Origin of the sequence: Micromonospora sp. L31, from assembly GCF_052068075.1 — a bacterium.
GTDB classification, from domain to species: Bacteria; Actinomycetota; Actinomycetes; order Mycobacteriales; family Micromonosporaceae; genus Micromonospora; species Micromonospora purpureochromogenes.
This window is the reverse complement of sequence record NZ_JBQHDC010000001.1, coordinates 750,707-774,210: the sequence shown is the minus strand read 5'-3', so window position 1 is coordinate 774,210 and position 23,504 is coordinate 750,707. Positions and strand designations below refer to the sequence as shown.

Genomic DNA, 23,504 nt, shown 5'->3' with positions numbered 1-23,504 from the left:
CGGGGGTTTCCCGCCACGGCGGGCGGGGACGCGGGGCGGGAGGCGCGGACAGCGCGACTGGTCCACGAACCGACGAGGGGGCGGCATGAGTTCCACCGAACGGGCGAAGGACAGCGTCGAGCAGGTGGCCGGCCCTGCCCGGGCCCAGCTGGGCGACATGAACCAGGACGAGCGGTCGCAGGCGGAACGGGTGGCCAAGCGCGACGAGATCCGGGGCCGGGAACCCGGCGAACACGTCCAGGAGGACGCTCGGGACGTCAGGGGCGATTTCACCAGCTGACGACTCCGGTTGAGGAGAGCTGACCATGCGAATCCCTCACCTGTTGGCCGAGCGGTGGGTGAACTCGCCGCCGCTGGCTCCCGACGCGCTGCACGGTCAGGTGGTCCTGCTCGACATCTGGGAGTACACCTGCATCAACTGGGTCCGTACGTCGCCCTACGTCAAGGCGTGGCACCGCGACTATTCCGACCTGGGCCTGGTCGTCATCGGCGTACACGTGCCGGAGTTCGAGTTCGGCAGGCACGCCGAGAACATCGACCGGGGGATCCGCGACCACGGGCTCACCTATCCCATCGCGATCGACAACGACTTCAAGATCTGGCGGGCCCTCGGCAACAACGCCTGGCCGGCGAAGTACCTCTTCGACGCGGACGGACTACTGGTCGACCACTGGGTCGGCGAGGGCAGCTACGAGCGCGTGGAGTCGGAGATCCGGCGGCTGATCGAGGTCAGGGCGCCCGGCACCAAGCTGCCGCCGGTCAGCCCCGAGGCGATGGCGTTCGCGACGACCGGGGAGCCCTCGTACCTCGGCGTCACGCCCGAGACGTACGTCGGCGCGCACCGCGCCGAGCCGGGCACCTTCGCCCTGACCGGCGACTGGGAGACCAGCGGCGAGTACATCGAACTCGCCGGCGGCACCGGCGAGCTCGCCCTGCCCTTCAACGCCGGCGAGGTGAACCTCGTCGTGGATCCCGGTCCGTCCGGACAGGCGGCGATCGACGTGCTGCTGGACGGGAACCCGATCGGCGACGAGCGCGGCGACGACGTCGACCCGGACGCGGTGGCCCGCGTCGACCGGGCGGGGATGATCCGGCTCGTCGCCGGGGCGTCGCGGGACGATCACCTGCTGACCCTCGGCACCAGCCAGCCCGGTCTCCGCGCGTTCGTGTTCACCTTCGGCCCGTGAGCGTTGCTGCTGCTTACTTGGGCAGTTCCGCGCCCGACTGCTCGTTCACCATGTACTCCGCGTACCAGTCGGGCCAGTCCGGGTCCACCTGGCCGGTGCGCTTCTCGTGCTCGCCGTGGGCGGCCGCCGCCCGGCGGAGCGCGCTAGCCAGGTCGCTCACGGAGGCGAAGGACGTCGCGGCAGCCTCGATCCGCCCGGGCAGCCGGGTCGTGACCTCCTGAACCAGCCAGTGGTTGCCGTCGGGATCGCTGAACGAGGTGCGCGAGAAGTAACTGCGACGCTCGGGATCCAGACCGTTCACCGGCCCCTCGGGGCCCATGTGGACGACCTCGCCCGCCTCGACACCAGCCGCTACCAGCGCGTTCCGGGCCGCCTCGACGTCGGAGACGACCAGGTACGCCTTGGCCGAACCGGGGGCGGCCGACATGAGGTTCGGCCCGAACTGCACGGAGCAGTCGGAGCCCTGCGGCGTGAACTGGACGATGCCGGGCGGGGTCTTGTCGAGCCGCCACCCGAGGCGCCCGTAGAACTCCTTCGCGCGGTCGACGTCCGAGACCGGGATGACGACGACCTCGAGCTTCAGGTCGACGTCCCGGATGTTCGGGGTCCCGCTGGCGTCGGTTCTCGGGCTCATCGCGGCCTCCCTGGGCTGAGTCAGGACGTCATGCGTCTTCCGGCGGCGTCGCGCGACTTCCCCGATTTATGGCCTGCGTGCTGCGCCAAATGGCCGGGCGCGCGCCGTCTGACGGGCTGCCGCGTGGGCGGAGGCCGCCGGTGGGGCAGGGTCTCGGTGACGACGCTACTGCTTCGGTACGTGCGGGGTGTCCGATTCGCGGCATCACGTCCTCTGCCGGCCCGTCAGATTGCGACCGGGTGGCGCGGTTCGTAGAGACCGAGTTCGCCGCCGCCGGGCAGGCGTAGCGCGGTGCGCAGCCCCCACCGCTCCTCGGTGACCGGGATCGTGAACTCGACGCCCTTCGCGGCCAGGTCGGCCATGGTCGCCGCAACGTCGTCGCACATGAGGAAGAGTTCGTGGACCGGTTCGCCCTCGGTCGGGTGCATGGCGAGCTCGGCCGGTGGGAGCTTGAAGATGAGCCAGCCATGACCGGCGTCGACGTGGTGGTAGCCGAGCGTGTCCCGGAAGAAGGCACGGTCCGCCTCTGGGTCGCGGCTGTAGATGATCACATGAGCACCATTGATCACTCACCGACCATAATGCTGAGGTCCGAGGTGGCAACGCCAATCTCGCCAGAAGATGCCAGGTACCGCCTGACTCCCGAGGTCAACTGACCCGACCCGCGCATGACGAGGCTGGCCTGGGTTTCTCCGACAAGCCGCGTGACCGAGCGGGAGGCGGGCGAGTTGAGCCACGGATGACCCCTGGTCAGCCCACGGACGGTGAGGTGCATGGACGACGGAGAACGCGAGCAGGCGCTGCTCACCGCCCTGACCACCGAGCATTTCGTGCTTCAGACCTCGCGCAGCGCGACCGTCACCGAGTCGGTGGGTCGGGCGACCGTCTTCCTGTCCATGCTCTCTGCCGCGCTGATCGGGTTCGGTTTCGTCGCCAGCAACACCGCGCTCGTCCGGCCGTACCTCGGGGCGGTGCTGCCGACGCTGGTGATCACCGGACTGCTCACATTCCTGCGGCTGGTGCAGAACATGGTGGAAAACGAGCTGGATCTCGCGCGGATCCAGCGCATCCGGGCGTACTACCATCGCCGGCTGGCCGGCGAGCACGACTTCTTCGCCGACGCGGTGCAGGGCGAGGGCATCATGCGGGCGACCTGGGCGGCGGTCGGTAACGCGCCCCGGCGGGCGCAGCTGTTGCTGACCACGGCGGCGATGGTGGGCGCGGTGAACGCGCTGCTGGTGGGGCTCGCGGTCACGCTGCTGACCGGGCTCACGGGGCTGTCGCCCGGGTTCGCGGTCGGCGTCGGCACGGTGTTGGCTCTGCTGGCCTTCGCCGCGCAGGTCGCCTACATCAACCGCGAGTCGATCTCCCAGCCCGGGTAGGGGATCAACCCTCGACGCCCGGACGAGCACGCACTGCCCGTCCTTTGATCAAGGCGAATACGACGAGACCGAGGCCGAGAAGGGCGACGACGGCCACCCATAGCAGGCGCAGACCCAGCATCAGCGGCACGAGCCCAAGCATCGACGGGATCGCCAGCAGGCACGCGATCCCCATCAGCGGATTCAACGCCATCAGTCCCACCTTTTCGCCCCGGACCGACCACCAACCGTCTGCACTACCGCGCTTGAGCCGCGCAGCCTCGAACAGCATGGGCAGACCGGAGGCGGCAAACATCCCCAGGAACAGGGTCTGCAACCAGCCGCGGTGGCCCCAGGCCTCGGTTTCGACCCGATCGCCGGCCGGCAGTTCGATCGCTACGGGGGTGCCCTCCCACAGCAACGCCTCTGCCTCTGCCTCATCCCTGAGCCTGCGGCTGCCCGAGGTCGGGACCTCGGTCTCGGCAAACAGCACGTACTCAGCGTCCTGCTCCACCATCAGGTGCCAGTCACTGCCGGGGCCACGACTGTGCCAGGGGCCGGACAAGGTGACCGGGATCCGCTCGAGACAGCCCTTCGGCGGATCGGCATCCGGCTCTACCCGCATGCTCCCCGCGAGGCACTCCACGGCTCGCCGCATCGCGACCGCGTCGCGGATGCCGTCCGGGACGCCGGCCAGCGCCAAAAGTCCGAGCACGCCCGCCAGCAAGCCGTAGAGCACGAGGAGCGCCGGCCGCGTCCAGAACGCTCGGCGCCAGAACTGCCAGCCGCGAGGGGGTGCCTTCGTTCGCCTGGACACAGCAACCACCTCCCTCCCGATTGTGGCGTGCCGTTGCCCAGATTCGAGGGCGTCGCATCGACCTGGTCTGACCAGGAAAGACTCACCAAACAGACATCGCGAGGGGTGTGGCGGGGTGGACAGCTCGCCCTCCACACCCAGCTCGACGGTGAACCGGCGTGTGACAGTTGCCGCTGAGCCGGACAGGTAGGGGACATGGACAACCAAGAAGAACCCAGATGAGCCGCGCTGGTGCCCGGGAGGAGCGCTTCCGTTCTCTGCACAGGGAGACATATGCCGACCTGCTGCGCTTCGTCGAGCGGAGGGTCCCGGTCACCGAGGCTGAGGACATCGTCTCGACGGTCTTCCTGACGGCCTGGCGGCGATTCGACGAGCTGCCGGACGATGCTCGACCGTGGCTGTTCGCGGTGGCCCGCAAGACCATGGCCAACCAGTCGCGCGGCTGGTTGAGGCGCCAGGCCCTGGACGTCCGGCTGGTGTCGCTGGAGGCACGCGAGCTGTCCGACGACGCCGTGAGTGCCGCGACGCGAATCGACCTGGAACGCGCCTGGCGCGTTCTACGCCCCGCAGACCGCGAGGTTCTCGCCCTGGTCGCGTTCGACGGATTGACGGCTGAGCAGGCGGCCACCGTGCTCGGCTGTCGCCGGTCGACCTTCGCCATGCGGCTCGGCAGGGCCCGGCAACGGCTGCGGGCCGCTCTGGAACCGGCCGAATCCGTCGCCCCTTCGTCTTTCCGCCCTCACGATTTCAAGGAGCAGCAGGCATGGACTCAAGCATGAAGGACCTGCAGCAGCTGGCCGTGCTCGACCCGGCGCGTGGGCGCGAGCCCACCGCGCTGGAACGGACCCGTTCGGAGGCGTTCGTCGAGCGGGTGATGGCCGGTCAGACCACGGGGGCATCCGCTCGCCGGCCGGCGCGGCGCCGGCTGGTGATGGGCCTCGCCGCGGTCGCCGCGGGTGCCACCGGAGTCGTGGCCGTGCCCGCGCTGCTGCCGGGAACGGCGGAGGAAGCGGTCGCGGCCTGGACGCCCACGCCCGGTTCGCTCACCGGTGCGCAGGTGTTGCCGCAGGCCCGGATCTGCGCTGGGAACGACGTGGGGGGCAGCTCGTCGGCGGTCGACCCGGCGGACGTGCTCCTCGCCGAGCAGCGCGGGCTCGCGACGCTGCTCATCATGAAGAAGGGCAGCGGCGTCATCGTCGAGTGCCTGAGCGCGGGAGACGACGACCAGCTCGCCTCGATGGGCCTGGCCGACGGCCCGCTGCCGGCCCTGCCCGCCGGCACGGTGGACCTGCAGACGATGAGTTCCATGGGCAGTGGCGACGCCATGTGGTCGAACATCGTGGGCCTGGTCGGCCCGGGGGTCACCGGGGTGGACGTTCGCCTCGACAACGGGAAGGTTTTCCAGGCCAGCGTGAAGTCCGGCTGGTGGGCGGCCTGGTGGCCCGGTCCTGAGGGCGGCGAGGTGGACCGCCTCACGGTGACCGTGCACACCGCCAAGGGAACGACCAGCTACCGCCCCTCCGAGCTGCCCTGACGTGACCCGGCTGCGGCGGCCCACCGGCCGCCGCAGCCGGGTCGCCGTGACCAGCCTCACCCGTAGCCATACTCGTCCACGTCGAGCTCTGCTCTCGTCAGTCGAAGAAACTCCAACACCCGAGCATCGATGTGCCAGCCCAGCAACTGGTGCTGACCAGGGAGCTTCTGCAGGCCTTCGACGGGGCTGGTCAGGTCCTCTTCCTCGCCATCCGGATGCTCGAACACCCGGACGACTTGCAGCATGCTCGCGCCCGGCGCTCCATCGCTGTTGTCCAGCTCGACGGCCAGTTCACCGATGCGCTCCGCGTGACCGAAGAGCCGATCCACGATCCGGTTGATCTGTTCGTCGACCGTCAACCCAGGCTTGCGACACGTGATCTTCCACCGGTGGCTGGCGGGCCGCACCGGGTTGGCCCGGCGGCTGCCACGAACGACAATCTCGTCCGGTTCGATGCCGAGCCTCGCGGTGATCTCGGCGGAGGAAACCCGGTTCGAACTCAGCGCGAAGTACGCGTACTGAGAGATGATCACCGGCGGACCATACCCACGCAGGTACCGGCGGCGCTGCCTGTTTCTTGCTGCTGACAAGATCGAAAAAGGCCGTCTCCCACTGTCGATGACCGACCACCTCCAGCGGAATCACGCAGACCGGAGCAGACCAGGGTGTTGACGGCGGTGCGGGTGCCGCGGGCAGTCGGAGATCTTGGCGACAGAGGGTCCGATGCATACACTCACCGGGTGATTCCGCCCGGGTATTCCGCTTCGGCCCAACCACCGGTGGTTCGCCCGCTCTGGTCGCTTGTCGGCCCAGCGCTTAGTGCACTGCTCGCCGTCGGACTGCTCACCGCACCCATCGGGCCGCTGGCCGGCGCGATCAGGCGCGCCCTCGGACTGTCCACCGCCACCATGACAGTGACCGTGGTCGCATCGTGCATGGTGGCAACGGCGTCCCTGATCGCGCCCGGCTACCTGGTCAGCCGGCGGTGGCCCACTGCGACCGGGGTGCCAGCGCTGGTGCTCCTGATCGTTGGGAGCGCGGTGAGCGCTTCGCCCCGGGGGCAGCGCTGTTGGTGGCAGGGCGGGTGCTCGTCGGACTGGGTGCCGGAACCGTGGTCGGCGTCGCCCTCGCCCTGTCCGGTCAGCTGGGTCACTGGCGTTCCCAGGCCCGGCTGGTGCTCGGCCTCGCGCTCGGCGCCGCTCTCCTGCTCGGACCCGTCCTGAGCGGCATCCTGACGATGGCGTTGGGTTGGCGGCCGGCGTTCCTGGTCAACGTGGCGGTGGCCTCAGTCGCGCTGGTCGCCACCGTAGCGAACGGCATCGCCATGTGGGTGGCGCGTGCGTCCCGGCCGAGCCCGCCGGCCGCCCCGGCTGTGACAACCCAATTCCCCGGCCAAACCTGGCCCGGCGGTCCAGGGCGCTGACAATCCGTTCACCAAGCTCGGGAAGCCTCCTCCGGCACAGCCAAATCGCCGTGACCATGAACATCTACAGCGAGGTAGCTGCAGAGGCCACCGAGAAGGCGCTCAAGCGCCTCGGCGAGCAGCTAAGAAGCTAGACGTCGGGAATGCTGTGGCACGAACGCAGTCATCGCCGGGAGCCCATCCACTCCACGTACGGGTGGCTAGGACGACTGAAGTTTTGGATGCCATCGACCGACCCGGCCGGTTGGGCGGCGAAGAGCACCAGTAGGTCACTTTCGCGCCCGTCGGCAAGAGCCTCGTCAAGTTGGACGTAGTGCGCGAGCCAGGCATCGAAGGTCGGCATGACTCGCTCAGTCAACTCCCGGCCCAGGGCCACCCCGCAGTCGGGCGCATCTGTCACCGACCCGATCATCCAACAGCCGAAGGGCTCCGCGTAATGGCGCGAGGCTGCCCCGAGTCGCGTCCACCACTGACCGTCGGATGCCGTAGGCCGGCCACGTTGGTCTCCACCGAACCGCTCCTGACGCCAATCCAGCCAGGAAGCCGTGGCGACGCCGAGGTTGACGTAGAAGAGGGAAAAGTCCCCTCCGCCGGCCCTCGAACCCTGAAACTCGATCACCGCCGCGTGGCCGGCAGCGGAAATCCGGCGGAAGGTACCTCCCGACCGTTTGAACCCGTGTCCCCCGAAGCATCGGCGCGACTTGCTTGGAGATCATGCCAAGGTATGCCTGCCGCACTGGACGCTCCATGCGCAAGATCCTATTGACCGGTACGACATCGGAGCCGAGCCGTAAGGGCCCAGTCCAGGCTGCTGCACTTCGCTGCTGTACAAGATCGAAAAGGCCGTCTCCCACGACGGGAAACGGCCTTTGAGCTGGGTGGAGTTGAGGGGATTCGAACCCCTGACCCCCTCGATGCGAACGAGGTGCGCTACCGGACTGCGCCACAACCCCTCCGCCGGCGAACCGGCTTCGGTCCCACCTGGCTTTCACCAGGCGGGCCGGCGACAAGGCTAACAGGTCCACCCTCCTAGCCGCGAATCCACCCCCGGCGTGCCGACGGGCGCCACCCGAAGATCGACTCGGGATCCGGCATGTCGCGGTGTCCGAGCCACCGAACACCGCGACACGCCGCAAACGGCGCCAAGGAGCAACGGGCGCGAGGAACAGCGCCGGTCAGGCGGGGTGGGAGGAGCCGCGGCCGGACTGGTACGGCCGACCCCGCAGGCCACCGGCGCGGCGGTAGGAGACGGAGCCGCCCCCGCTGGCCGCGGCCGGCAGGTCACCCGACCGGTCCAGGCCCATCGCGGTCCGGCGTACCGCCTCGCGCTGGGCCGCCAGGCGGCGCTGCGCCTCCCGGCGGGCCGCCGCCCGGCGGGCCTGTTCCCGCCGCACCTCGGCCTGCCGGGCGGCCAGCCACGCCGCCTCGCGGGCCTGGATCCGCCGCCGCCGGCGCTCCGCCACCGCCCGCTTGCGCAGGTGTACGACGTACGCCACCAGCAGCGTTCCGGTGACCGAGATGCTGATCCAGAAACCGGGGCTGACCACGATCACGCCGACCAGCTCGACGAAGTTGAGCAGCAGCAGCGCGGCGAGCACTCGGCGACGCCGGTAGACGGCCGGGGTGTGGCGGCGCCGGGGCGGGGGGCGGCGACGGGCCCTGCGCGGGGCGGGCGGCACGGCGCGCAGCCGGCCCGAGCGGCGGCCCGCCGCCGGGGGCGCGGAGACCGGGGCGCTCAGACCGCCCGTGTTCGCATTTTCGCTGAGCGTGACGAAAAGGGCGCGGGACGGGTTGACCGGCCGCCGTCCCGGGACAGTACGGCGTCGCCGACGGCGCTGGAGCACCCGCGCCGTCGACTGCGCCCGCTCCGCCACCAGCCGCTCGGTGGCGTCGTACCGGCGGACCAGCGCCGGCGCGAGGGCGAGCAGGCCGGCAGCGGCGAGGACGGCGAGGAGCACCGAGGTCGGCACCCTCACCCCTCCCGTCACCGAATTCGGGGCAATCGCCGGGCCACCGCAGGATCTTCCCCGGATGGTCGTCCACGGCGCAGATCGTACGGGCGGGCAGCGCTTGCCACAGCTTGCAGTTACTTGAGGTTACGGGCCGTCGACCCTGATGCCGGCGCGCCGCGCCGATCCCGTCCGTGGGACGGCTCACCCCGCGCGATCACGGATCCGGTGCCAGCGGGCCAGCAGACCGCCTTCGGCGGCCACCTCCTCGCTGGTCATCGCGTATCCGATGTGGTCGCGCCACGCCCCGTCGATGTGCATGTAGCGTACGTGGTACGCCTCTTCGCGGAAGCCCAACTTCTCCACCACCCGGCGGGACGGCCGGTTCTCCGGTCGGATGTTCACCTCGACCCGGTGCAACCCGCCCGGCCCGAAGGCGTGGTCCACGGCGAGCGCCATCGCGGTCGGGATCACCCCGCGACCGGCCACTGCGGAGTCCACCCAGTATCCGACGTACCCGGAGCAGAACGCCCGCCGGACGATGCTGCCCACGTTGAGGTGCCCGACCAGCCGGTCCCGGCCGTCCTGGCGGAGGCAGACCGCGAACGGCATCCCCTCACCGGTCCGCGCCGAGCGTCGCTGGTCCTTGTGGACGTAGCGGAACGCGGTCGGCGAGTTGGTCTCGTCCCAGGTGCCCGGCAGGTGCGACTCCCACGGCGCCAGCCAGGCCTGGTTGGCACGGCGCACCGCCGACCAGGCGGCCGCGTCCGTACGCCGGTACGGCCGCAGCACCACCGGCCCGTCGGTCAACACCACCGGCCAACCCGGCACCCGCCCGAAGCCGAACAGACTCACCGGCGCCGGTCCAGCAGGAGTACGTCCACGGTGGAGCCGGCGGCGGCGGAGGTCACCCGCTCGCCGAGCACCATCAGCCCGTTCGCCTCGGCCAGCCCGGACAGGGTGAACGGCCCACCCGGCAGCGGCTGGACCGTGTATCCCCCGCCGCGCCGCTCGGCGACGTGCGCGGGGCGGAACTCGCGCAGACCGCCCGGGGAGGTGATGGTCTCCAGCAGGTGCGCGCGGACGCTCGGCCGGAACACCGGCTCCGCCCCGGCCAGCAGGTTGATGGCCGGGCGGGCCAGCACCTCGAAGCCGATCAGCGCCGATCCGGGCTCACCGGGAAGACACACCACCGGTACCTCCTCGGCGCCGACGGTGCCGAATCCGAGCGCAGTGCCGGGATAGAGCGCCACCTCGGTGAAGGTGACCGGGCCGGCCCGGCCACCCTCCCTCCTGGACAGGATGCGCCGGACCATGTCGCCGGGGCCGGTGCCGGTGCCGCCGGTGGTGATGATCAGGTCGGCCCGCAGGGTCTGGTCCTCCAGCAGGCCGCGCAGCCCCTCCGGGTCGTCGTCGCAGATGCCGACCCGGTACGCCAGCGCGCCCACCTCGGCGGCGGCAGCGGTCAGCGCGTGCGAGTTGGCGTCCACCACCTGGCCGGGCTGGCTGCCCCGGCCGACGTCGACGAGTTCGTCGCCGGTGGCCACGATGACCACCCGCGGGCTGGGCCGGACCACCACGTGCCCGATCCCGGTGGCGGCGAGGACGGCGACCAGCGCCGGCGAGACGTACGTGCCGGCGCGGGCGAGCAGGGTGCCGGCGGGTAGTTCCTCACCGGCGCGGCGGACGCCGTACCCGCGCTTGGGGGTCCGGAAGATCTCCACCGCGGCCATGCCCTGGTCGGTCCACTCGACGGGGACGACCACGTCCGCGGCCACCGGCAGCGGCGCCCCGGCGGCGACCGAGAAGCACGAGCCCGGGGTGAGCCGGACCGGTCGCCAGCTCGCCGCGCCCAGGTCGCCGACCACGTTCAACCGCACGGTACGGCCGCCCGACCCCCCGGAGGGGGCCGGGCCGTAGCCGACGAGGTCCTCCCAGCGGGCCGCGTACCCGTCCACCGCCGCCTGGTCGAAGGCGGGGAACGAGTGCGGCGCGACGACGTCCTCGGCGAGGACGTTGCCGTACGCCTGGGTGAGGTCGAGGTCGAGCGGAGGCAGCGCGCGCAACCTGCGCAGCACACTGCCCAGGTAGTCGGCGAGCGGCGTCAACTCGTTCGCGGCCGCCTCGGCGTCGGCCGTCGCTGTCATGTACTAGGACCGCCCGACGCGTCGGAGTTGACGAACTCGGCCAGCCACTTGCGGAACTCACCGCCGATGTCGTCGCGCTCGACGGCGATCTGCACCACCGTCTGGAGGTAGCCCAGTGGCATGCCGGTGTCGTAGCGGGTGCCCCGGTAGACGATGGCGTGCACCGGCACGCCCTCGTTGCGCAGCAGTTCCATCGCGTCGGTCAGCTGGATCTCGCCGCCGCTGCCCGGCTCGGTGCGCCGGATCGCGTCGAAGATCCGGCCCGGCAGCACGTACCGGCCGAGGACGGCGAGGTTGCTCGGCGCGTCCTCCGGCTTCGGCTTCTCCACCATGCCGGTCACCTTGACGACCTCGCCGATGTCGGTCAGCTCCGACTCGGCCGGCTCGACCGAGGCGATGCCGTACCGGCTGGTCTCGGCCGGGTCCACCTCGAAGAAGGCCAGCACCACACCGCCGGTGCGCGCCTGAAGTTCCAGCATGGCCGGCAGCAGCGGCTGGTCGAGCTTGACGAACTCGTCGCCGAGCAGCACCGCGAAGGGCTCGTCGCCGACGTGCGACGCGGCGTACCCGACGGCGTGGCCGAGACCGAGCTGCTCCGGCTGGCGGCGGGTGTGGATCTCGGCCAGCTCGGTGGTGCGCTGTACGGCGGCCAGCAGCTCCGGCTTCTTCGCGAGCCGTTCCTCCAGGTCGGGCCGGCGGTCGAAGTGGTCCACCATGGCCGTCTTGTTGCGCCCGGTGATCAGCAGTACGTCGGTGAGCCCGGCCTGGGCGGCCTCCTCGACGATGTACTGCAGGACCGGACGGTCGACGACCGGCAGCAGTTCCTTGGGCACCGCCTTCGTCGCCGGCAGGAACCGGGTGGCCAGGCCGGCGGCCGGGATGACGGCCTTGACCGCACGGGGACGACCGGTCGCGGCGGCCGTCGAGGGGTTCGCTGAGTGCTCCGACATGTCGCGAGACTATCGGCCACGGCTCTGCCGCGGCGGGTGAGGACCGGAAGACGCGCCGCCCGTAGCCGGCTGTGTCACACCCGGAGTGGGTGCCGGGACTGCGGCGGCCGGCCGGCTCGAACCCTCCGCCGCCCTGGTGGCCGCCGGCCCGGCGCGCGGCAGCTCGTCGTCCGGGCTGACCGCGCCGGCCGGCACCGGGATCTCCTCGGTCACCGCGTCGGGGCGCAGCCCGGTCACCCGGTAACCGTCCCGCCCGGCGGCCTTGGCCGCGTACAACGCCTCGTCGGCGGCGTCGAGCACCTGCTGTCCGGTGCTGGCGTGGTCGGGGTAGACGGCGATGCCGATGGAGACGGTCACCGTGATCGCCACGTGCTCGTCCACCACGATCGGGGTGTCCCGCACGGCCGCGCCCAACCGCTCGGCGACGATCGCCGCGCCCCGGGCGTCGGTCTCCGGCAGCAGCACCACGAACTCCTCGCCGCCCTGCCGGAACGCCAGGTCGACCTCGCGGATCTCGCCGCGTACCCGGCGGGCGAACTCGGCCAGCACGACGTCGCCGGCGGTGTGCCCGTACGTGTCGTTGACCCGCTTGAACCGGTCCACGTCCAGGGCGAGGATGCTGAGCATCCGTCCGAACCGGCTGGCCCGCTCCACCTCGCGGCGCAGCGACTCGCGCAGGTAGCGGTAGTTCCAGAGCCCGGTCAGCGGGTCGGTCAGCGAGAGCCGTTGCGCCTCCTCGTGCACCCGGACGTTCTCCACCGCGACCGCCGCGTGGCCGGCGAAGGTGCGCAGGGTGGCCAGGTCGTCGTCGTCGAACTCTTCGCCGCCCAGCCGGTCGTAGAGGGCCAGCACCCCGACCGCCGGCTCCCGGCCCGCCGGTTCGGCGCCGCCGGGCGCGGCGAAGGGCACCGCCACGTACGTCTCGCAGCGCGGCTCCCCCGCCGGCGCCTCGGCCGGCTCGACCCGGCCGCGCTGCGGCTCCCCGGTGGCGGCGACCGCGCCGATCACCCCCGCCCCGATCGGCACCCGCAGCGGCTCGGCGTCCGGCACCCGGCCGTCCAGCCCTTCGGCGCACTGCCCCACCAGCACGCCGTCCGGGTCGAGCAGCAGCACCGCCCCGGCCCGCGCCCCGGTCGCCCCGAGCGCGCTGTGCAGGATCACCCGCAGAATGCGTTGCAGGTCGTGGGTGCTGGCCAGGGTGTCGCCGAGCACCGCCAGGTGCCCCCGCAACTGGTCCCGACTGCTGGTCAGCGCCGCCACGTAACTGGCCGTCTCCCGGGTCATCCGGTTGAACGCCCCGGCCAGCCGGCCGATCTCGTCCCGACTGCGCACCGGCACCCGCGCGGTCAGGTCGCCGCGGGCCACCCGGTCCACCGCGCCGGCCAGCTCGACCAGCGGCCGGGTGGTCACCCGGGCCAGCCGCCAGGCGGCCAGCACCGCCAGCACGGCGGCGAGGAGCACCGCGCCGACCAGCACGGCGGGCAGCCCGGCCGGCTGCTCGCCCGGGACGGAGAGGACCAGCGGCAGCGGCTGCCCCGGGCTCGGGCCGAGGCGGCGCACGTACCTGCCGTCGGCGGTCTCGGTGACCCGGTCGCCGTCGACGGTGCTCGCGGCGGCGAGCACCGCCTCGCGTACCCGGTTGGACTCGGTGGTGTGGGTGACCCGGTCGGGGGCGGCGGGGCCGTCGAGCAGGGTGACCGCGACGCCGGTGGCGGCGGCCAGCCGGGCGACGAACGCCGGGTCGACCACCTGGGCGGCGGCGACGGTGCCGAGCGCGATGCCGGCCGGGTCGCGCAGGTCCACCCGGGCGCTGAGCGCCCGCACCGGCCCGGCAGCGGTCCGGTCGCCGGAGCAGTCCTGCCAGGGCGTCGGGGGCGCGCCCGGGGTGGCGTAGGTCGTGGTGCCGGCCACGTCGGTGACCAGGACCGCGCCGGCCAGGCCCCGGCTGACCACCTGGGTGGCGGCGCCGGCGCGGGCGGCGGGATCGGTACGCAGCGCCACCGCGTCGGCGGCGGCCCGGAGTTGCTGGCAGAGGGCGTCCACCGAGGTGCGCACGGTCGAGGCGGCGAGCCCGAGGCGTTCGGTGGAGCGGCTGCGGTCGACGGCCGCGAGGGTGGTGCCGACGAAGACCGCTCCGAGCAGCACCGGGCCGAGCACCACCGCGAGGAAGGCCGCCGTCAACCGCCCGCGTAGCGTCAAGCTTCCCCCCGGAAGTTCCGCGCCCGTTCCTGCGATGCTGACACAGAGCAACCGAAAGACGCGGTTTGCGCAAGGGAGTGTTGCGTGCCCGAATTTCCTGATGGAGCGCATGAGGCCAAACGCGAGACGCGGGTCGCGCTGCTCGCCCACCGCCGGGCGCTGACCGCGCCGCAGCGGGCCGAAGCCGCGGCGCGCGTCCGGGCCGAGCTGGTGGATCTGGTACGCCGGCTGCGCCCACGCCGGATGACCGGGTACGTCCCGGTGGGCTCCGAGCCGGGCGGCCCGGAGCTGCCGGAGGCCCTGCGCGCGGCGCTGCCCGGCCAGGCGGAGCTGCTGCTGCCGGTGCTCCGTGCCGACCTGGGCCTCGACTGGGCGGTGTACGACGGGCCCGACTCGCTGGTGGCGGCCGGGCGCGGCATGCGGGAGCCGGCCGGCCCCCGGCTGGGCCGCGCGGCGATCGGCGAGGCGGAGCTGGTGGTGGTGCCGGCGCTGGCGGTGGACCACCGTGGCCTGCGCCTGGGGCGCGGCGGCGGCTCGTACGACCGGGCGCTGGCCCGGGTGCCGGGAAGAGTGCTGACGGTAGCGCTGTTGCACGACGGTGAGCTGGTCGAGGCACTGCCCGCCCAGCCGCACGACCGCCCGGTGCACGCCGTAATCACCCCGTCGGGCGGTCTGCGTACGCTGACCGACGCGCCCGGTGTCGATCCCCCCACGTCCGCTGGACGAACCCGGGCCGGATGACGCACCATTGGCACTCGAAACCGTCGAGTGCCAACCGGCCGTACCAGATCCGGAGGAGAACGTGCCCACGTACCAGTACGCCTGCACCACGTGCGGCCACCAGCTCGAGGCGGTGCAGTCCTTCTCTGACGAGCCGCTGACCGAGTGCCCCGCGTGCGAGGGGCGGCTGCGCAAGGTCTTCAACTCGGTTGGTGTCGTGTTCAAGGGCTCCGGCTTCTACCGCACCGACTCCCGCTCCTCCGGCTCGGAGAGCAAGACCGGCAGCACCACCCCGAAGCCGGCGAAGTCGGACAGCGGCTCCTCGTCGGATAGCGGGTCGTCGGCCGCCTCGTCCAACGGCGGCAGCTCGTCGGGCTCGTCGGGCTCGTCCAACGGCGGGTCGGCCAAGGCCGCGGCCAGCACCTCCGCCTCCTCCTGATCTCGAACGCCACCGCCCCCGCCGCCCTACCGGCCGCGGGGGCTTTCGGCGTCCGCGCTCCCTTCGCCCCGCCTGCGGTCCTCGCTTGATCAGGCGCCGGCCCGTGGCCGAGGCGAAGGGCCAGATTCGCCTCTCCTGGGTGGCGCGGTCCCCCAGGGCGCGGGAAGCTGGCCGGCTTGCCGACCCGGCTGCTCGCCGTAGTCGGTGCCGCCGCCGGGCAGGTGCCGGCAACCGACCCGGTGTGCGGCGCTGTGGACCTGATGACGCGAACGACTCAGCCTCGGACCGTCAGCCTCGACGACCCAGCCGACGGGCGTTTCGCTCGGTCGGTCCGGTTGCCCGACCACACCGACTCGGTAACAGGTCGAGCGCCGCTTCGGGGCGTTGTCCACAGCCCTGCCGGTTGTCCACAGGCCGGTGCACACGGCACTGCTGCGTCCGCTCCTGCCCGTAGCGTGCTGTCCGAGCGCCGCGACGGCGGCCGGCCAGCGAGGCGAGGGCCGGCGGTCGACCCTCGGGATGCGGGGCGGCCCGACCGCGAGGCACGCGCTGCGTTCCGGGGGCGGGTCGACGGCGAGGTGGAAGGTGAGCAGCATGGTGGGTGGTGGCCCGGACGGGAGGGACTCCCTGCGCCCGGTGCGTGGGCTCCGCCGACCAGGCGGCAGCACGCTGCTGCGCCTCGGGCTGGTCGCTGCCCTGCTCGGCCTGGCGGTGGTCGTCCTCGACTCGTCCGGCGGTTGTCCCGCCCCGGCTCTTTCCCCGGGCTCCTCGGCTGACGGCGCAACCGCCGGAGGCACACCGGCCGAATCAGCGGGCGGGACCGGATCAGCCGGGGACCTGTCGGGCGGGGAGCCGTCCAACTCAGGCGGGCCGGGGACGGGGCCGTCGACCGAGGGTGGCGGGCCGGGGACGGGGCCGTCGACCGGAGGTGGTCGGCCGGGCGCACTGGCGCTGCCGAGCGGGTCGGTGGGCGTACCGGTGCGGCTGGCCGAACCCGCCGCGCTCGCCGTGCTGCGGCCGGGAGCCCGGGTCGACCTGCTGGTCGTACCGGCCGGCCGGACGCCGGTGGAGGCCGCACTGGTGGCCTCGGGAGCGCTGGTGCTCGACGTGCTGGGCGGCGACGCCGCCGACGGATCCTCGGCCCTCTACCTGGCGCTCCGCCCGGATCAGGCACAACGTGCCGTCGGCCAGCCGGAGGGCAGCCGCTTCGCCGTCGTGGTACGCGGCTGACCCAGCCCGTCCCCCGCAATTGCTACCTGATCATGGGGACGCTGCCGGAGAGCCCGCCGGCCGGACGGAAGAAGGGTGGGTCAGCCCCAGTGCGGCGGGCGCTCGGCGAGCAGCCAGTCGTCGTTGCCGCCGATGCGCTCACCCCAGCCGTGGTCGGTGTCGTCCACGGTCTGCTCGGGCAGCACCACGAAATCCTCGCTGAGATCGACGGCGCGGTCGTCGTCGCGCACGTCCGGATCCTCGATGCTCACGAGCGGCAACACTATCCCAGTCCGGCCCGATCCTGACGGCCACACGTAGACCAGGACGGCGAGCGGGCAGCCGCCCGGCCTCATCGACCAGACGAGCCTGACCCGGGACTACGCCCTCCCGCAGCTCGGCTGCGCGCCACACCAGTCCGGTCGCCGCCACCTCGCCGTTGTCACCGGCACCGACCCGTCGCCGCGTCGGGCGGCCGAGCGCTCCCCGCGTTGGTAGCGTCGGACGGCGTGACGACGCCCAGCGGTGCCAGCTCCGAGGACGAGTTCTGGCGACGGCCGCCCGAGCAGGCCCAGCCGACGGCACCGGACACCGGCCGGACGACTCCCGACACCGGCCGGACCACCCCGGGCACCGACGGAGCGACGCTCGGCGAGCCCACCTTCGGCCTCAACCCGGCAGCGGGGTCGCCGCCCTCCGGGCCGGCGACCGGCACCACGACGACCAACGGCGTGGCGGCTGCCGGCACGCCCGGGGCGCCGACCTCGCCGTCACCGTGGGCCGCCCCGACGGACGTACCCCCGCCGCCGGTCCCGGGACAGGCGGCTGCGCGGCCCGTCGGTGGCTACGCCGGTCCGCCGCCGACCACCCCGCCGCCACCCGGTTGGCGACCGCCGGTGCACCTCCAGGCCACGCCGCCGCGGGCGCTGCCGCCGCAGGACATGGAGGCCATGGACGCGGCGGAGCAGCGCGCGCAGCGGGTCACCTACGCCGTCGGCGGGGTGGCCGGGGCGGTGTTGCTGGTCCTGCTCTGTCTGCTCTGCTCCCGGGCGCTCTTCTGAGGCGGACGACCGGTCAGAGGGTGTTGCCCCACACCGACTGCGCGCCTGTGTCGCCGGTCAGCACGACGTAGATCAGCGCGAACACCCCCAGCACCACGATGACGCCGCTGAGCAGCCAGCTGACCCAGGACGGCAGGCGCGGGGTACGGACCCGGTCGCTGGTCAGCGCCAGCAGCACCAGGGCCGCCACGGCGAGCCCCAGGGTGAGCCAGAACGTCGTGTCGCCGTACTCGGAATGCTCCTCGATCTTGGCCAGCAACTGGGGCGGGTAGTTCTTGCCCTTCAGGAACTCCTCGAACGCCTCGCCGGACTCGGTGGCCACCCAGGTGATCATCGGCGTCACCACGGAGAGGATCGCCACCGCCCAGGCGAGCCGGGGGCGCCAGCGGGGCACCAGCCCGTACGCGGAGGCGAGCAGTGCCAGCAGCGGGACGAACACCACCGCCGCGTGGATCACCAGGATGTGGCCCGGCAGGCCGTTGATCTCCTTGAACACCGACACCTCCGACGATGGCTGCGGTTGGCCGCGAAAGCGTACGACGATCCATCCGTCGCAGCACGCCCCCGATCGGACACACGCGGTGCCAGCCGATCCGGTTCACCGGCCACGAAAAGGCTGTTGAGCTGTGGCCGGGACCACGTGCCGCCGGGTTCACTTGTCGACCCGGTGACCCCGTGCTGTCATTGCCTCATGTCCAGTGGTGAGGAGCTGCTCCGGTCGAGGGGCCTGCGGGTCACCCGGCCGCGCCTCGCCGTCCTGGACGTGCTGGCCGCCGGCGGCCACCTGGAGGTCGACGAGATCACCCGCCGGGTACGCGAACGCCTCGACTCGGTCTCCACCCAGGCGGTGTACGACGTCCTCGGCGCGCTCTCCCGCGCCGGCCTGTCCCGCCGGATCGAGCCGGCCGGCAGTCCCGCCCGTTACGAGGCCCGGGTGGGCGACAACCACCACCACGTGGTGTGCCGGGGCTGCGGCGAGATCGCCGACGTGGACTGTGCCGTCGGTGGCGCCCCCTGCCTCGACCCGAGCACCGCGAACGGCTTCGAGGTCGACGAGGCGGAAGTGACCTTCTGGGGGCTCTGCCCCACCTGCCAGGCCCGCCGCTCCGCCGACGCCTGACCCGGGGTCGCAGCACCCCCGCTCGCCGTCGACGGTCACCGCCGTGGACCGGGTGCCCCGAGGAGCGAGTCCCACCCAGGCGTCCCGTGGCACTCTTGGGCGGTGGACTCCGACGACATCGGCCTCTTCGGTCCGGGATCGGTCACCTGGAAGGTGCACGACGAGCCGGTGCTGATCGTCGCCGGCCTGCGCTCCCTCTACCTCCAGGCGCTGCATCCGCGGGCGATGGCCGGCGTGGCGCAGAACAGCAACTACCGCACCGACGCGTGGGGCCGGCTGATCCGGACCGCCACGTACGTCGGCACCGTCATCTATGGCACCACCGCCGAGGCGGAGGCGGCCGGTCGGCGGCTGCGCGGCCTTCACGCCCGGATGCGCGCGACCGACCCGTTGACCGGCGATGAGTTCCGGATCGACGACCCGGCGCTGCTGCGCTGGGTGCACGTCACCGAGGTCGAGTCGTTCGTCAGCACCGCCCGCCGAGCCGGGCTGTCGCTGACCGACGCCGAGGTGGACGGCTACTACGCCGAGCAGCGGCGCGCCGCCGCGCTGGTCGGGCTCGACCCGGCCGAGGTGCCCGGCAGCGCCGCCGAGGTCGCCGACTACTACCGATCGGTACGGCCCGAGCTGCGGATGACCAGGGAGGCGGCCGAGACCGCCCTGTTCCTGACCGCGCCGCCGATCCCGTGGAAGCTGAGCCTGCCGGCCCGGCTGGGCCTGAGCCTCGGGCCACCCCGCTGGGCGTACCTGGGGATCGCCGGCACCGCGCTCGGCCTGCTGCCGCCCTGGGCGCTGCGGTTGTACGGCGGCCTGGGGCTGCCCACCACCGCGCTCTCGGCCGACCTGGGCGTCCGCGCGCTGCGCCTCGCCCTGGCCGCGCTGCCCCGCGACTGGCGCGAGGGCCCGATGCAGCAGGCGGCCAAGGAACGGGCCGCCCGGCTCGCCGCCACCGCCGCCTGATCGCCTTCCCGCCTCAGCTCCCGCCGCCCCCGACGGTGGAGGCGTCGGCGCCGGGTGCGGCCGGACGGTCCATCGCCGCCCACGGCTCGCGACCGGGCACCTGCGCCCCCACCGGGCAGCCGCGGCGATAGTCGCACCAGCCGCAGCGCGGCCCGGCCACCGGCGGAAACGCCTCGTCGGGGTCGGCCCCGTCGGCGACCGCCCGCTCGGCGGCCATGATGTCGCGCGCGGTGTCCTCGGCGCGGGTGAGCTGCCGGGCCAGCGACTCGGCGGTGTGGTCGTGCGCGGCGACCGTCCCGGTGGGCAGGTGGTGCAGCTCCACCCGGCGGCACGGCCGGCGGAAGGTCCGCTCGGCGGCGTACGCGTACAGCGCCAGCGCCTGCGAGCCCCGCGCGTCGTCGGTGTCCAGCCCGGTGCGGCCGGTCTTGTAGTCGACGATGACCAGTTCCGGCCCGTCCGGCCCGGGTCGGGAGTCGATCCGGTCGGCGCGGCCGTTGAAGGCCAGCACCGCCGTCCGGACCGCGACCACCCGCTCCACGCCGAGCGGGTCGGCGCCCGGCTCCAGCGTCTCGACGTACGCCTCCAGCCAGCCGAGCGCCCGCCGGTAGGCCTGCCGCTCCTGCTCGTCGTCGCGGTAGCCCTCGCGCACCCAGGTGCCCTTGAGCAGCCCGGCCAGCGCCTCCGGCCGGCGTCGCTCCGGGGTGAGCGCGTACCAGTTCTTCAGGGCGGTGTGCACGCTGGCGCCGAGCGAGTTGTGCGCCCACGGCGGCCCCTTGGGCGGGGCGGGCCGGTCGACGTAGGAGTAGCGGTAGCGGCGGGGGCAGTCCTCGTACGCGCCGAGCTTGCTGGGGGTGCAGACGAAGAGCCGCTCCGGCATGCCCTCGAAGCCCAACTGCTCGGCCTGCTCGGCACGGGGTCGGGGGGCGCCCGCGGATCGTCCGGCGGAGGAGGCTCGTCGCACGGGTCCGATCCTGCCACCCGGGTCCGACACCGCCACGCCCGCACCGCCGCGGGGCCGGGCCCGGTCAGGTCATGTTCACGTACTGGGTGACGAACGCGGCGACCGCGTCGGCGATGAGCTGCACGGCGATGGCGGCCAGCAGCAGGCCGGCGATCCGGGTCAGCACCTCGATGCCACCGGGGCGCAGGATCTTGACGATGCCGCCGGAGAAGCGCAGCACGATCCAGACCGCGATCATCACGGCGACGATCGCGGCGGCGATCGCAAAGTGGTCGTCGACACCGTCGGCCTGCTGCACGAAGAGCATGGTCGCCACGATGGCGCCCGGACCGGCCAGCAGCGGGGTCCCCAGCGGTACCAGCGCGATGTTGGAGGTGACCTGCTGGCTGGGGTCGTCGGCCTTGCCGGTCAGCAGTTCCAGCGCGACCAGCACCAGCAGCAGGCCGCCGGCCGCCTGCAACGCGGGCAGGTCCACGTGCAGGTAGTCGAGGAGCGTCTGACCGGCCACCGCGAAGATCACGATCACGCCGAGCGCCAACGCGACCGCCTGCCAGGCGGCCCGGTGGCGGTCGCGCGCGGTCAGTGGCCCGGTCAGGGCGAGGAAGATGGGCATCATGCCCGGCGGGTCGACGATCACCAGCAGGGTCACGAAGACCTCACCGAAGAGCTTGAGATCCACCGGCTAACCGTAGTCGGGCCGCTGTGGACGGAAACGCGGATCAGCCGGAAGCGACCTCGGTCACCCCGGAGGCCGCCGCGACGATCCGCTCGTACGCCTCCGGCGCGGTGGTGTGCGCGCCCAGCCGGACGGTCTTGTGCGTGCCGTGGAAGTCCGACGAGCCGGTCACCAGCAGGCCCAGCTCGGCAGCGAGCGCGCGCACGTGCGCGGCCTCGGCCGGGGAGTGGTCCTCGTGGTCGGCCTCCAGGCCGGCGAGCCCGGCCGCGGCCAGCTCGACGATCAGCTCGTCCGGCACGATCCGGCCCCGCCGGGTCGCCCGGGGGTGGGCGAAGACCGGTACGCCCCCGGCGGCCCGGATCAGCTCGACCGCCCGGAACACGTCCACGTCCTCCTTCGGCAGCCGGTAGCGCTCGCCCAGCCAGTCCGCCCCGAACGCCTCGGTGGTGGTGGCGACCAGGCCGGCCCGGATGAGCGCCGCGGCGATGTGCGGCCGGCCGACCGTCCCGCCGCCGGCCGCGGCCATGATCTCCGGCCAGCTGATGTCGACCCCGTCGGCGCGCAGCAGCTCGACGATCCGCTCGCCGCGCACCTCGCGGGCGAGCCGCACCCGGGCCAGCTCGGCGACGAGCTCCGGGTGGTCCGGGTCGAAAAGGTACGCGAGCAGGTGCAGCGGGACGGCCGGCTCGATCCCGTGCCACCGGCAGGAGATCTCCGCGCCGCGGATCAGGGTGAGGCCGGGCGGCAGCGCCCGCACGGCGGCGTCCCAGCCGGCGGTGGTGTCGTGGTCGGTGATGGCGACGACGTCCAGCCCGGCGTCGGCGGCGGCGCGGACCAGCTCGGCCGGGCTCAGCGTGCCGTCGCTGGCGGTGGAGTGGGTGTGCAGGTCGATCGCCGGACGCGAGATCACGCTCCGACGCTACCGCCCGACCGTCAGGAGGCGCCGGCCACCACGACCGGGCGCTCGCCGGAGGTGACCCCGCTCAGCATCGTCGTGGAGGCCCGTCCCCCGGCCAGCACCTTGTCGGGGTCGACCCGCGCCAGCGCCCCGCCCCGGTCGACGTAGGCGGCCATCATGGCGCCGTTCCAGGCCACCTCGCCGCTGATCGTCGGGCCGGCGGCCCGGGCGGCGTGGCCCGGTTCCGGGCCGGTGAGGTCGACCAGGAGCGCGCCGTCGGTCCCGCCGGTACGGCCGTTGACCAGCAGCCACCGGCCATCGGGGGAGACGGCCCCGAGGCCGTCCCCGGCCAGCGGAGCCGCGCAGCCGGTGGCGGTCGGCGCGAGATCGGCCGGGTCGAGCACCGCCAGGCAGGACCGGCCCGGGTTCCCGTCGGCGGGCACCCGCCCGACGGGCCGGCCGTCGGGCAGCGCGCCGTAGACGTCGAGGACCCGGCGGTCGCCGTCGGGCAGCGGGCCCGCCGCGGGCCGCCACAGCAGGTGGCCGCCGGTGCGGGTGCGCACCAGGACGCGGTCGCCGACGAAGCGGACCGGCGTGGCGCCGTGCCCGGCGGTCGTACCTGCGGTGGCGAGGAGCCGGTTGGCGACCAGGCCGGCCGCGAAGAGCCCGTCGCCGTCCCGCCAGGCGACCTGCCGGCCGTCCGGGCTCAGCACGACCGCCTCGGCACCGGCCAGCAGCACCTGCGGGGCCTGGCCGGACGGCACGACCCACAGGGTGCGTCCGGCCGGGGTGGGTGCCCCGACCAGCAGCCAGCCGCCGTGCTCGGGCAGCCGCTGGGCCCGGTCGACCGGGCCGATGCCCAGGTCGTACCGCTTTCCCTCCACGGTGACCAGCGCACCGCCGACGATCAGTTCGACCTCTCCCCCGGCGCGCGGGGCCGGTGGATCGGGGGCGACCGGCCAGGCGGCCGCGGTGGCCCCGCCGCGCGGGTCGCCGAGCACCACGGTGGGCGTGGTGGAGCGGCCGGGGTGGCCCCCGAGCTGCGCCATCCCGGCGGTCACCGCCGCCGTGGCGACCGCCGCCAGCGACAGCCCGGTCAGCGTCCGCCGGTGACGGATCCGCCGGGCCCGGCCGATGGCCAGCCCCGCCGGGTCGGCGGCCAACGGCGGAGGCACGGCGACCCGGCGGGAGAAGGTCTCCCGCAGCGCCCGCTCCAGGTCGTCCTGCGTCACAGCCATTGGACGCTCCGGGCCGCCGGT

Annotated in this window: 27 protein-coding genes, 1 tRNA gene and 1 pseudogene; 12 read left to right on the top strand and 17 right to left on the bottom strand. The window is 73.2% G+C overall.

The window, feature by feature from the left end:
* Positions 1-85 precede the first annotated feature (85 nt).
* Together ACTMS9_RS03845 and ACTMS9_RS03840 are read left to right on the top strand one after the other, a co-directional pair.
* Positions 86-280, top strand: coding sequence for a general stress protein CsbD (locus tag ACTMS9_RS03845; protein WP_210775062.1), 195 nt, complete (start codon positions 86-88; stop codon positions 278-280).
* 25 nt (positions 281-305) lie between these two features.
* Positions 306-1,187: a redoxin domain-containing protein gene (locus ACTMS9_RS03840; protein WP_441164138.1), complete on the top strand. Its 882-nt coding sequence runs from the start codon at positions 306-308 to the stop codon at positions 1,185-1,187.
* A gap of 13 nt (positions 1,188-1,200) precedes the next feature.
* Here the strand turns inward: ACTMS9_RS03840 and ACTMS9_RS03835 are convergent, their stop codons facing one another.
* Positions 1,201-1,821 (bottom strand): VOC family protein, encoded by a 621-nt coding sequence (locus tag ACTMS9_RS03835; RefSeq protein WP_441164137.1) that lies wholly within the window; start codon positions 1,819-1,821, stop codon positions 1,201-1,203.
* Between the two features lie 224 nt (positions 1,822-2,045).
* Positions 2,046-2,390, bottom strand: coding sequence for a VOC family protein (locus ACTMS9_RS03830; RefSeq protein ID WP_441164136.1), 345 nt, complete (start codon positions 2,388-2,390; stop codon positions 2,046-2,048).
* 204 nt (positions 2,391-2,594) lie between these two features.
* Here ACTMS9_RS03830 and ACTMS9_RS03825 point away from each other — a divergent pair, with 204 nt between their 5' ends.
* Positions 2,595-3,203, top strand: a complete 609-nt coding sequence (locus ACTMS9_RS03825; RefSeq protein ID WP_441164135.1) for a hypothetical protein — start codon at positions 2,595-2,597, stop codon at positions 3,201-3,203.
* Between the two features lie 4 nt (positions 3,204-3,207).
* Here ACTMS9_RS03825 and ACTMS9_RS03820 read toward each other — a convergent pair whose 3' ends face one another.
* Entirely contained in the window at positions 3,208-3,999 is a 792-nt protein-coding gene (locus tag ACTMS9_RS03820; RefSeq protein ID WP_441164134.1) for a hypothetical protein, read from the bottom strand.
* Between the two features lie 218 nt (positions 4,000-4,217).
* Between ACTMS9_RS03820 and ACTMS9_RS03815 the strand changes: the two genes are divergently transcribed.
* Together ACTMS9_RS03815 and ACTMS9_RS03810 are read left to right on the top strand one after the other, a co-directional pair.
* Complete coding sequence (locus ACTMS9_RS03815) at positions 4,218-4,778, top strand: RNA polymerase sigma factor (protein WP_441147434.1); 561 nt, start codon at positions 4,218-4,220, stop codon at positions 4,776-4,778.
* Entirely contained in the window at positions 4,763-5,533 is a 771-nt protein-coding gene (locus ACTMS9_RS03810) for a hypothetical protein (protein WP_441164133.1), read from the top strand. The genes ACTMS9_RS03815 and ACTMS9_RS03810 overlap by 16 nt, the downstream gene beginning before the upstream one ends.
* 56 nt (positions 5,534-5,589) lie before the next feature.
* On the opposite strand, the gene ACTMS9_RS03805 is transcribed toward ACTMS9_RS03810, so the two are convergent.
* Positions 5,590-6,066, bottom strand: coding sequence for a DUF4279 domain-containing protein (locus tag ACTMS9_RS03805; RefSeq protein ID WP_441164132.1), 477 nt, complete (start codon positions 6,064-6,066; stop codon positions 5,590-5,592).
* A 551-nt stretch (positions 6,067-6,617) separates the two neighbouring features.
* On the opposite strand from ACTMS9_RS03805, the gene ACTMS9_RS03800 reads away from it, so the two are divergent.
* Positions 6,618-6,956 carry a hypothetical protein gene (locus ACTMS9_RS03800; RefSeq protein ID WP_441164131.1) on the top strand — a complete coding sequence of 113 codons (339 nt, stop codon included), beginning with the start codon at positions 6,618-6,620 and terminating at the stop codon, positions 6,954-6,956.
* A gap of 163 nt (positions 6,957-7,119) precedes the next feature.
* On the opposite strand, the pseudogene ACTMS9_RS03795 reads toward ACTMS9_RS03800, so the two are convergent.
* The 7 genes and pseudogenes from ACTMS9_RS03795 to ACTMS9_RS03765 form a co-directional block, all read right to left on the bottom strand.
* Positions 7,120-7,635: pseudogene (locus ACTMS9_RS03795) on the bottom strand (DUF4304 domain-containing protein); the annotation flags it as partial.
* Between the two features lie 200 nt (positions 7,636-7,835).
* Positions 7,836-7,909: transfer RNA gene (locus tag ACTMS9_RS03790), tRNA-Ala, on the bottom strand.
* 222 nt (positions 7,910-8,131) lie between these two features.
* Entirely contained in the window at positions 8,132-8,932 is an 801-nt protein-coding gene (sepX, locus tag ACTMS9_RS03785; protein ID WP_441147454.1) for a divisome protein SepX/GlpR, read from the bottom strand.
* A 177-nt stretch (positions 8,933-9,109) separates the two neighbouring features.
* The gene (locus ACTMS9_RS03780; RefSeq protein WP_441164130.1) at positions 9,110-9,760 is read right to left on the bottom strand and encodes a GNAT family N-acetyltransferase; all 651 of its coding nucleotides are present in this window, start codon (positions 9,758-9,760) and stop codon (positions 9,110-9,112) included.
* Positions 9,757-11,052, bottom strand: a complete 1,296-nt coding sequence (locus ACTMS9_RS03775; protein WP_441164129.1) for a molybdopterin molybdotransferase MoeA — start codon at positions 11,050-11,052, stop codon at positions 9,757-9,759. Before ACTMS9_RS03775 ends, ACTMS9_RS03780 begins: the two co-directional genes overlap by 4 nt.
* Complete coding sequence (locus ACTMS9_RS03770; protein WP_357996282.1) at positions 11,049-12,002, bottom strand: UTP--glucose-1-phosphate uridylyltransferase; 954 nt, start codon at positions 12,000-12,002, stop codon at positions 11,049-11,051. Before ACTMS9_RS03770 ends, ACTMS9_RS03775 begins: the two co-directional genes overlap by 4 nt.
* Positions 12,003-12,011: 9 nt before the next feature.
* The gene (locus ACTMS9_RS03765; RefSeq protein WP_441147459.1) at positions 12,012-14,201 is read right to left on the bottom strand and encodes a diguanylate cyclase; all 2,190 of its coding nucleotides are present in this window, start codon (positions 14,199-14,201) and stop codon (positions 12,012-12,014) included.
* An 84-nt stretch (positions 14,202-14,285) separates the two neighbouring features.
* On the opposite strand from ACTMS9_RS03765, the gene ACTMS9_RS03760 reads away from it, so the two are divergent.
* The 3 genes from ACTMS9_RS03760 to ACTMS9_RS03750 all read left to right on the top strand — a co-directional run bounded on the left by ACTMS9_RS03760 (position 14,286) and on the right by ACTMS9_RS03750 (position 16,590).
* Complete coding sequence (locus ACTMS9_RS03760; protein WP_441164128.1) at positions 14,286-14,942, top strand: 5-formyltetrahydrofolate cyclo-ligase; 657 nt, start codon at positions 14,286-14,288, stop codon at positions 14,940-14,942.
* A 61-nt stretch (positions 14,943-15,003) separates the two neighbouring features.
* Positions 15,004-15,360 carry an FmdB family zinc ribbon protein gene (locus ACTMS9_RS03755; RefSeq protein ID WP_441164127.1) on the top strand — a complete coding sequence of 119 codons (357 nt, stop codon included), beginning with the start codon at positions 15,004-15,006 and terminating at the stop codon, positions 15,358-15,360.
* A gap of 966 nt (positions 15,361-16,326) precedes the next feature.
* On the top strand, positions 16,327-16,590 hold the full coding sequence (locus ACTMS9_RS03750) for a hypothetical protein (RefSeq protein WP_441147468.1): 264 nt from the start codon (positions 16,327-16,329) through the stop codon (positions 16,588-16,590).
* Between the two features lie 80 nt (positions 16,591-16,670).
* Here the strand turns inward: ACTMS9_RS03750 and ACTMS9_RS03745 are convergent, their stop codons facing one another.
* Entirely contained in the window at positions 16,671-16,850 is a 180-nt protein-coding gene (locus ACTMS9_RS03745) for a hypothetical protein (RefSeq protein ID WP_247657189.1), read from the bottom strand.
* Between the two features lie 228 nt (positions 16,851-17,078).
* On the opposite strand from ACTMS9_RS03745, the gene ACTMS9_RS03740 reads away from it, so the two are divergent.
* Positions 17,079-17,630, top strand: coding sequence for a hypothetical protein (locus ACTMS9_RS03740; protein WP_441164126.1), 552 nt, complete (start codon positions 17,079-17,081; stop codon positions 17,628-17,630).
* A 13-nt stretch (positions 17,631-17,643) separates the two neighbouring features.
* Here ACTMS9_RS03740 and ACTMS9_RS03735 read toward each other — a convergent pair whose 3' ends face one another.
* A complete protein-coding gene (locus ACTMS9_RS03735) occupies positions 17,644-18,126 on the bottom strand; it encodes a DUF2231 domain-containing protein (protein ID WP_441164125.1) in 483 nt (160 codons plus the stop codon).
* A gap of 195 nt (positions 18,127-18,321) precedes the next feature.
* On the opposite strand from ACTMS9_RS03735, the gene ACTMS9_RS03730 reads away from it, so the two are divergent.
* Positions 18,322-18,750 carry a Fur family transcriptional regulator gene (locus ACTMS9_RS03730; protein WP_210775045.1) on the top strand — a complete coding sequence of 143 codons (429 nt, stop codon included), beginning with the start codon at positions 18,322-18,324 and terminating at the stop codon, positions 18,748-18,750.
* Positions 18,751-18,852: 102 nt separating this feature from the next.
* The gene (locus ACTMS9_RS03725; RefSeq protein ID WP_441164124.1) at positions 18,853-19,710 is read left to right on the top strand and encodes an oxygenase MpaB family protein; all 858 of its coding nucleotides are present in this window, start codon (positions 18,853-18,855) and stop codon (positions 19,708-19,710) included.
* 13 nt (positions 19,711-19,723) lie between these two features.
* Here ACTMS9_RS03725 and ACTMS9_RS03720 read toward each other — a convergent pair whose 3' ends face one another.
* The 4 genes from ACTMS9_RS03720 to ACTMS9_RS03705 all read right to left on the bottom strand — a co-directional run bounded on the left by ACTMS9_RS03720 (position 19,724) and on the right by ACTMS9_RS03705 (position 23,483).
* Positions 19,724-20,587 (bottom strand): RecB family exonuclease, encoded by an 864-nt coding sequence (locus ACTMS9_RS03720; RefSeq protein ID WP_441164431.1) that lies wholly within the window; start codon positions 20,585-20,587, stop codon positions 19,724-19,726.
* 148 nt (positions 20,588-20,735) lie between these two features.
* A complete protein-coding gene (locus tag ACTMS9_RS03715; RefSeq protein ID WP_441147476.1) occupies positions 20,736-21,350 on the bottom strand; it encodes a MarC family protein in 615 nt (204 codons plus the stop codon).
* A 40-nt stretch (positions 21,351-21,390) separates the two neighbouring features.
* On the bottom strand, positions 21,391-22,254 hold the full coding sequence (locus ACTMS9_RS03710; protein WP_441147654.1) for a PHP domain-containing protein: 864 nt from the start codon (positions 22,252-22,254) through the stop codon (positions 21,391-21,393).
* Positions 22,255-22,280: 26 nt separating this feature from the next.
* Complete coding sequence (locus tag ACTMS9_RS03705) at positions 22,281-23,483, bottom strand: hypothetical protein (protein ID WP_441164123.1); 1,203 nt, start codon at positions 23,481-23,483, stop codon at positions 22,281-22,283.
* Positions 23,484-23,504 lie beyond the last annotated feature (21 nt).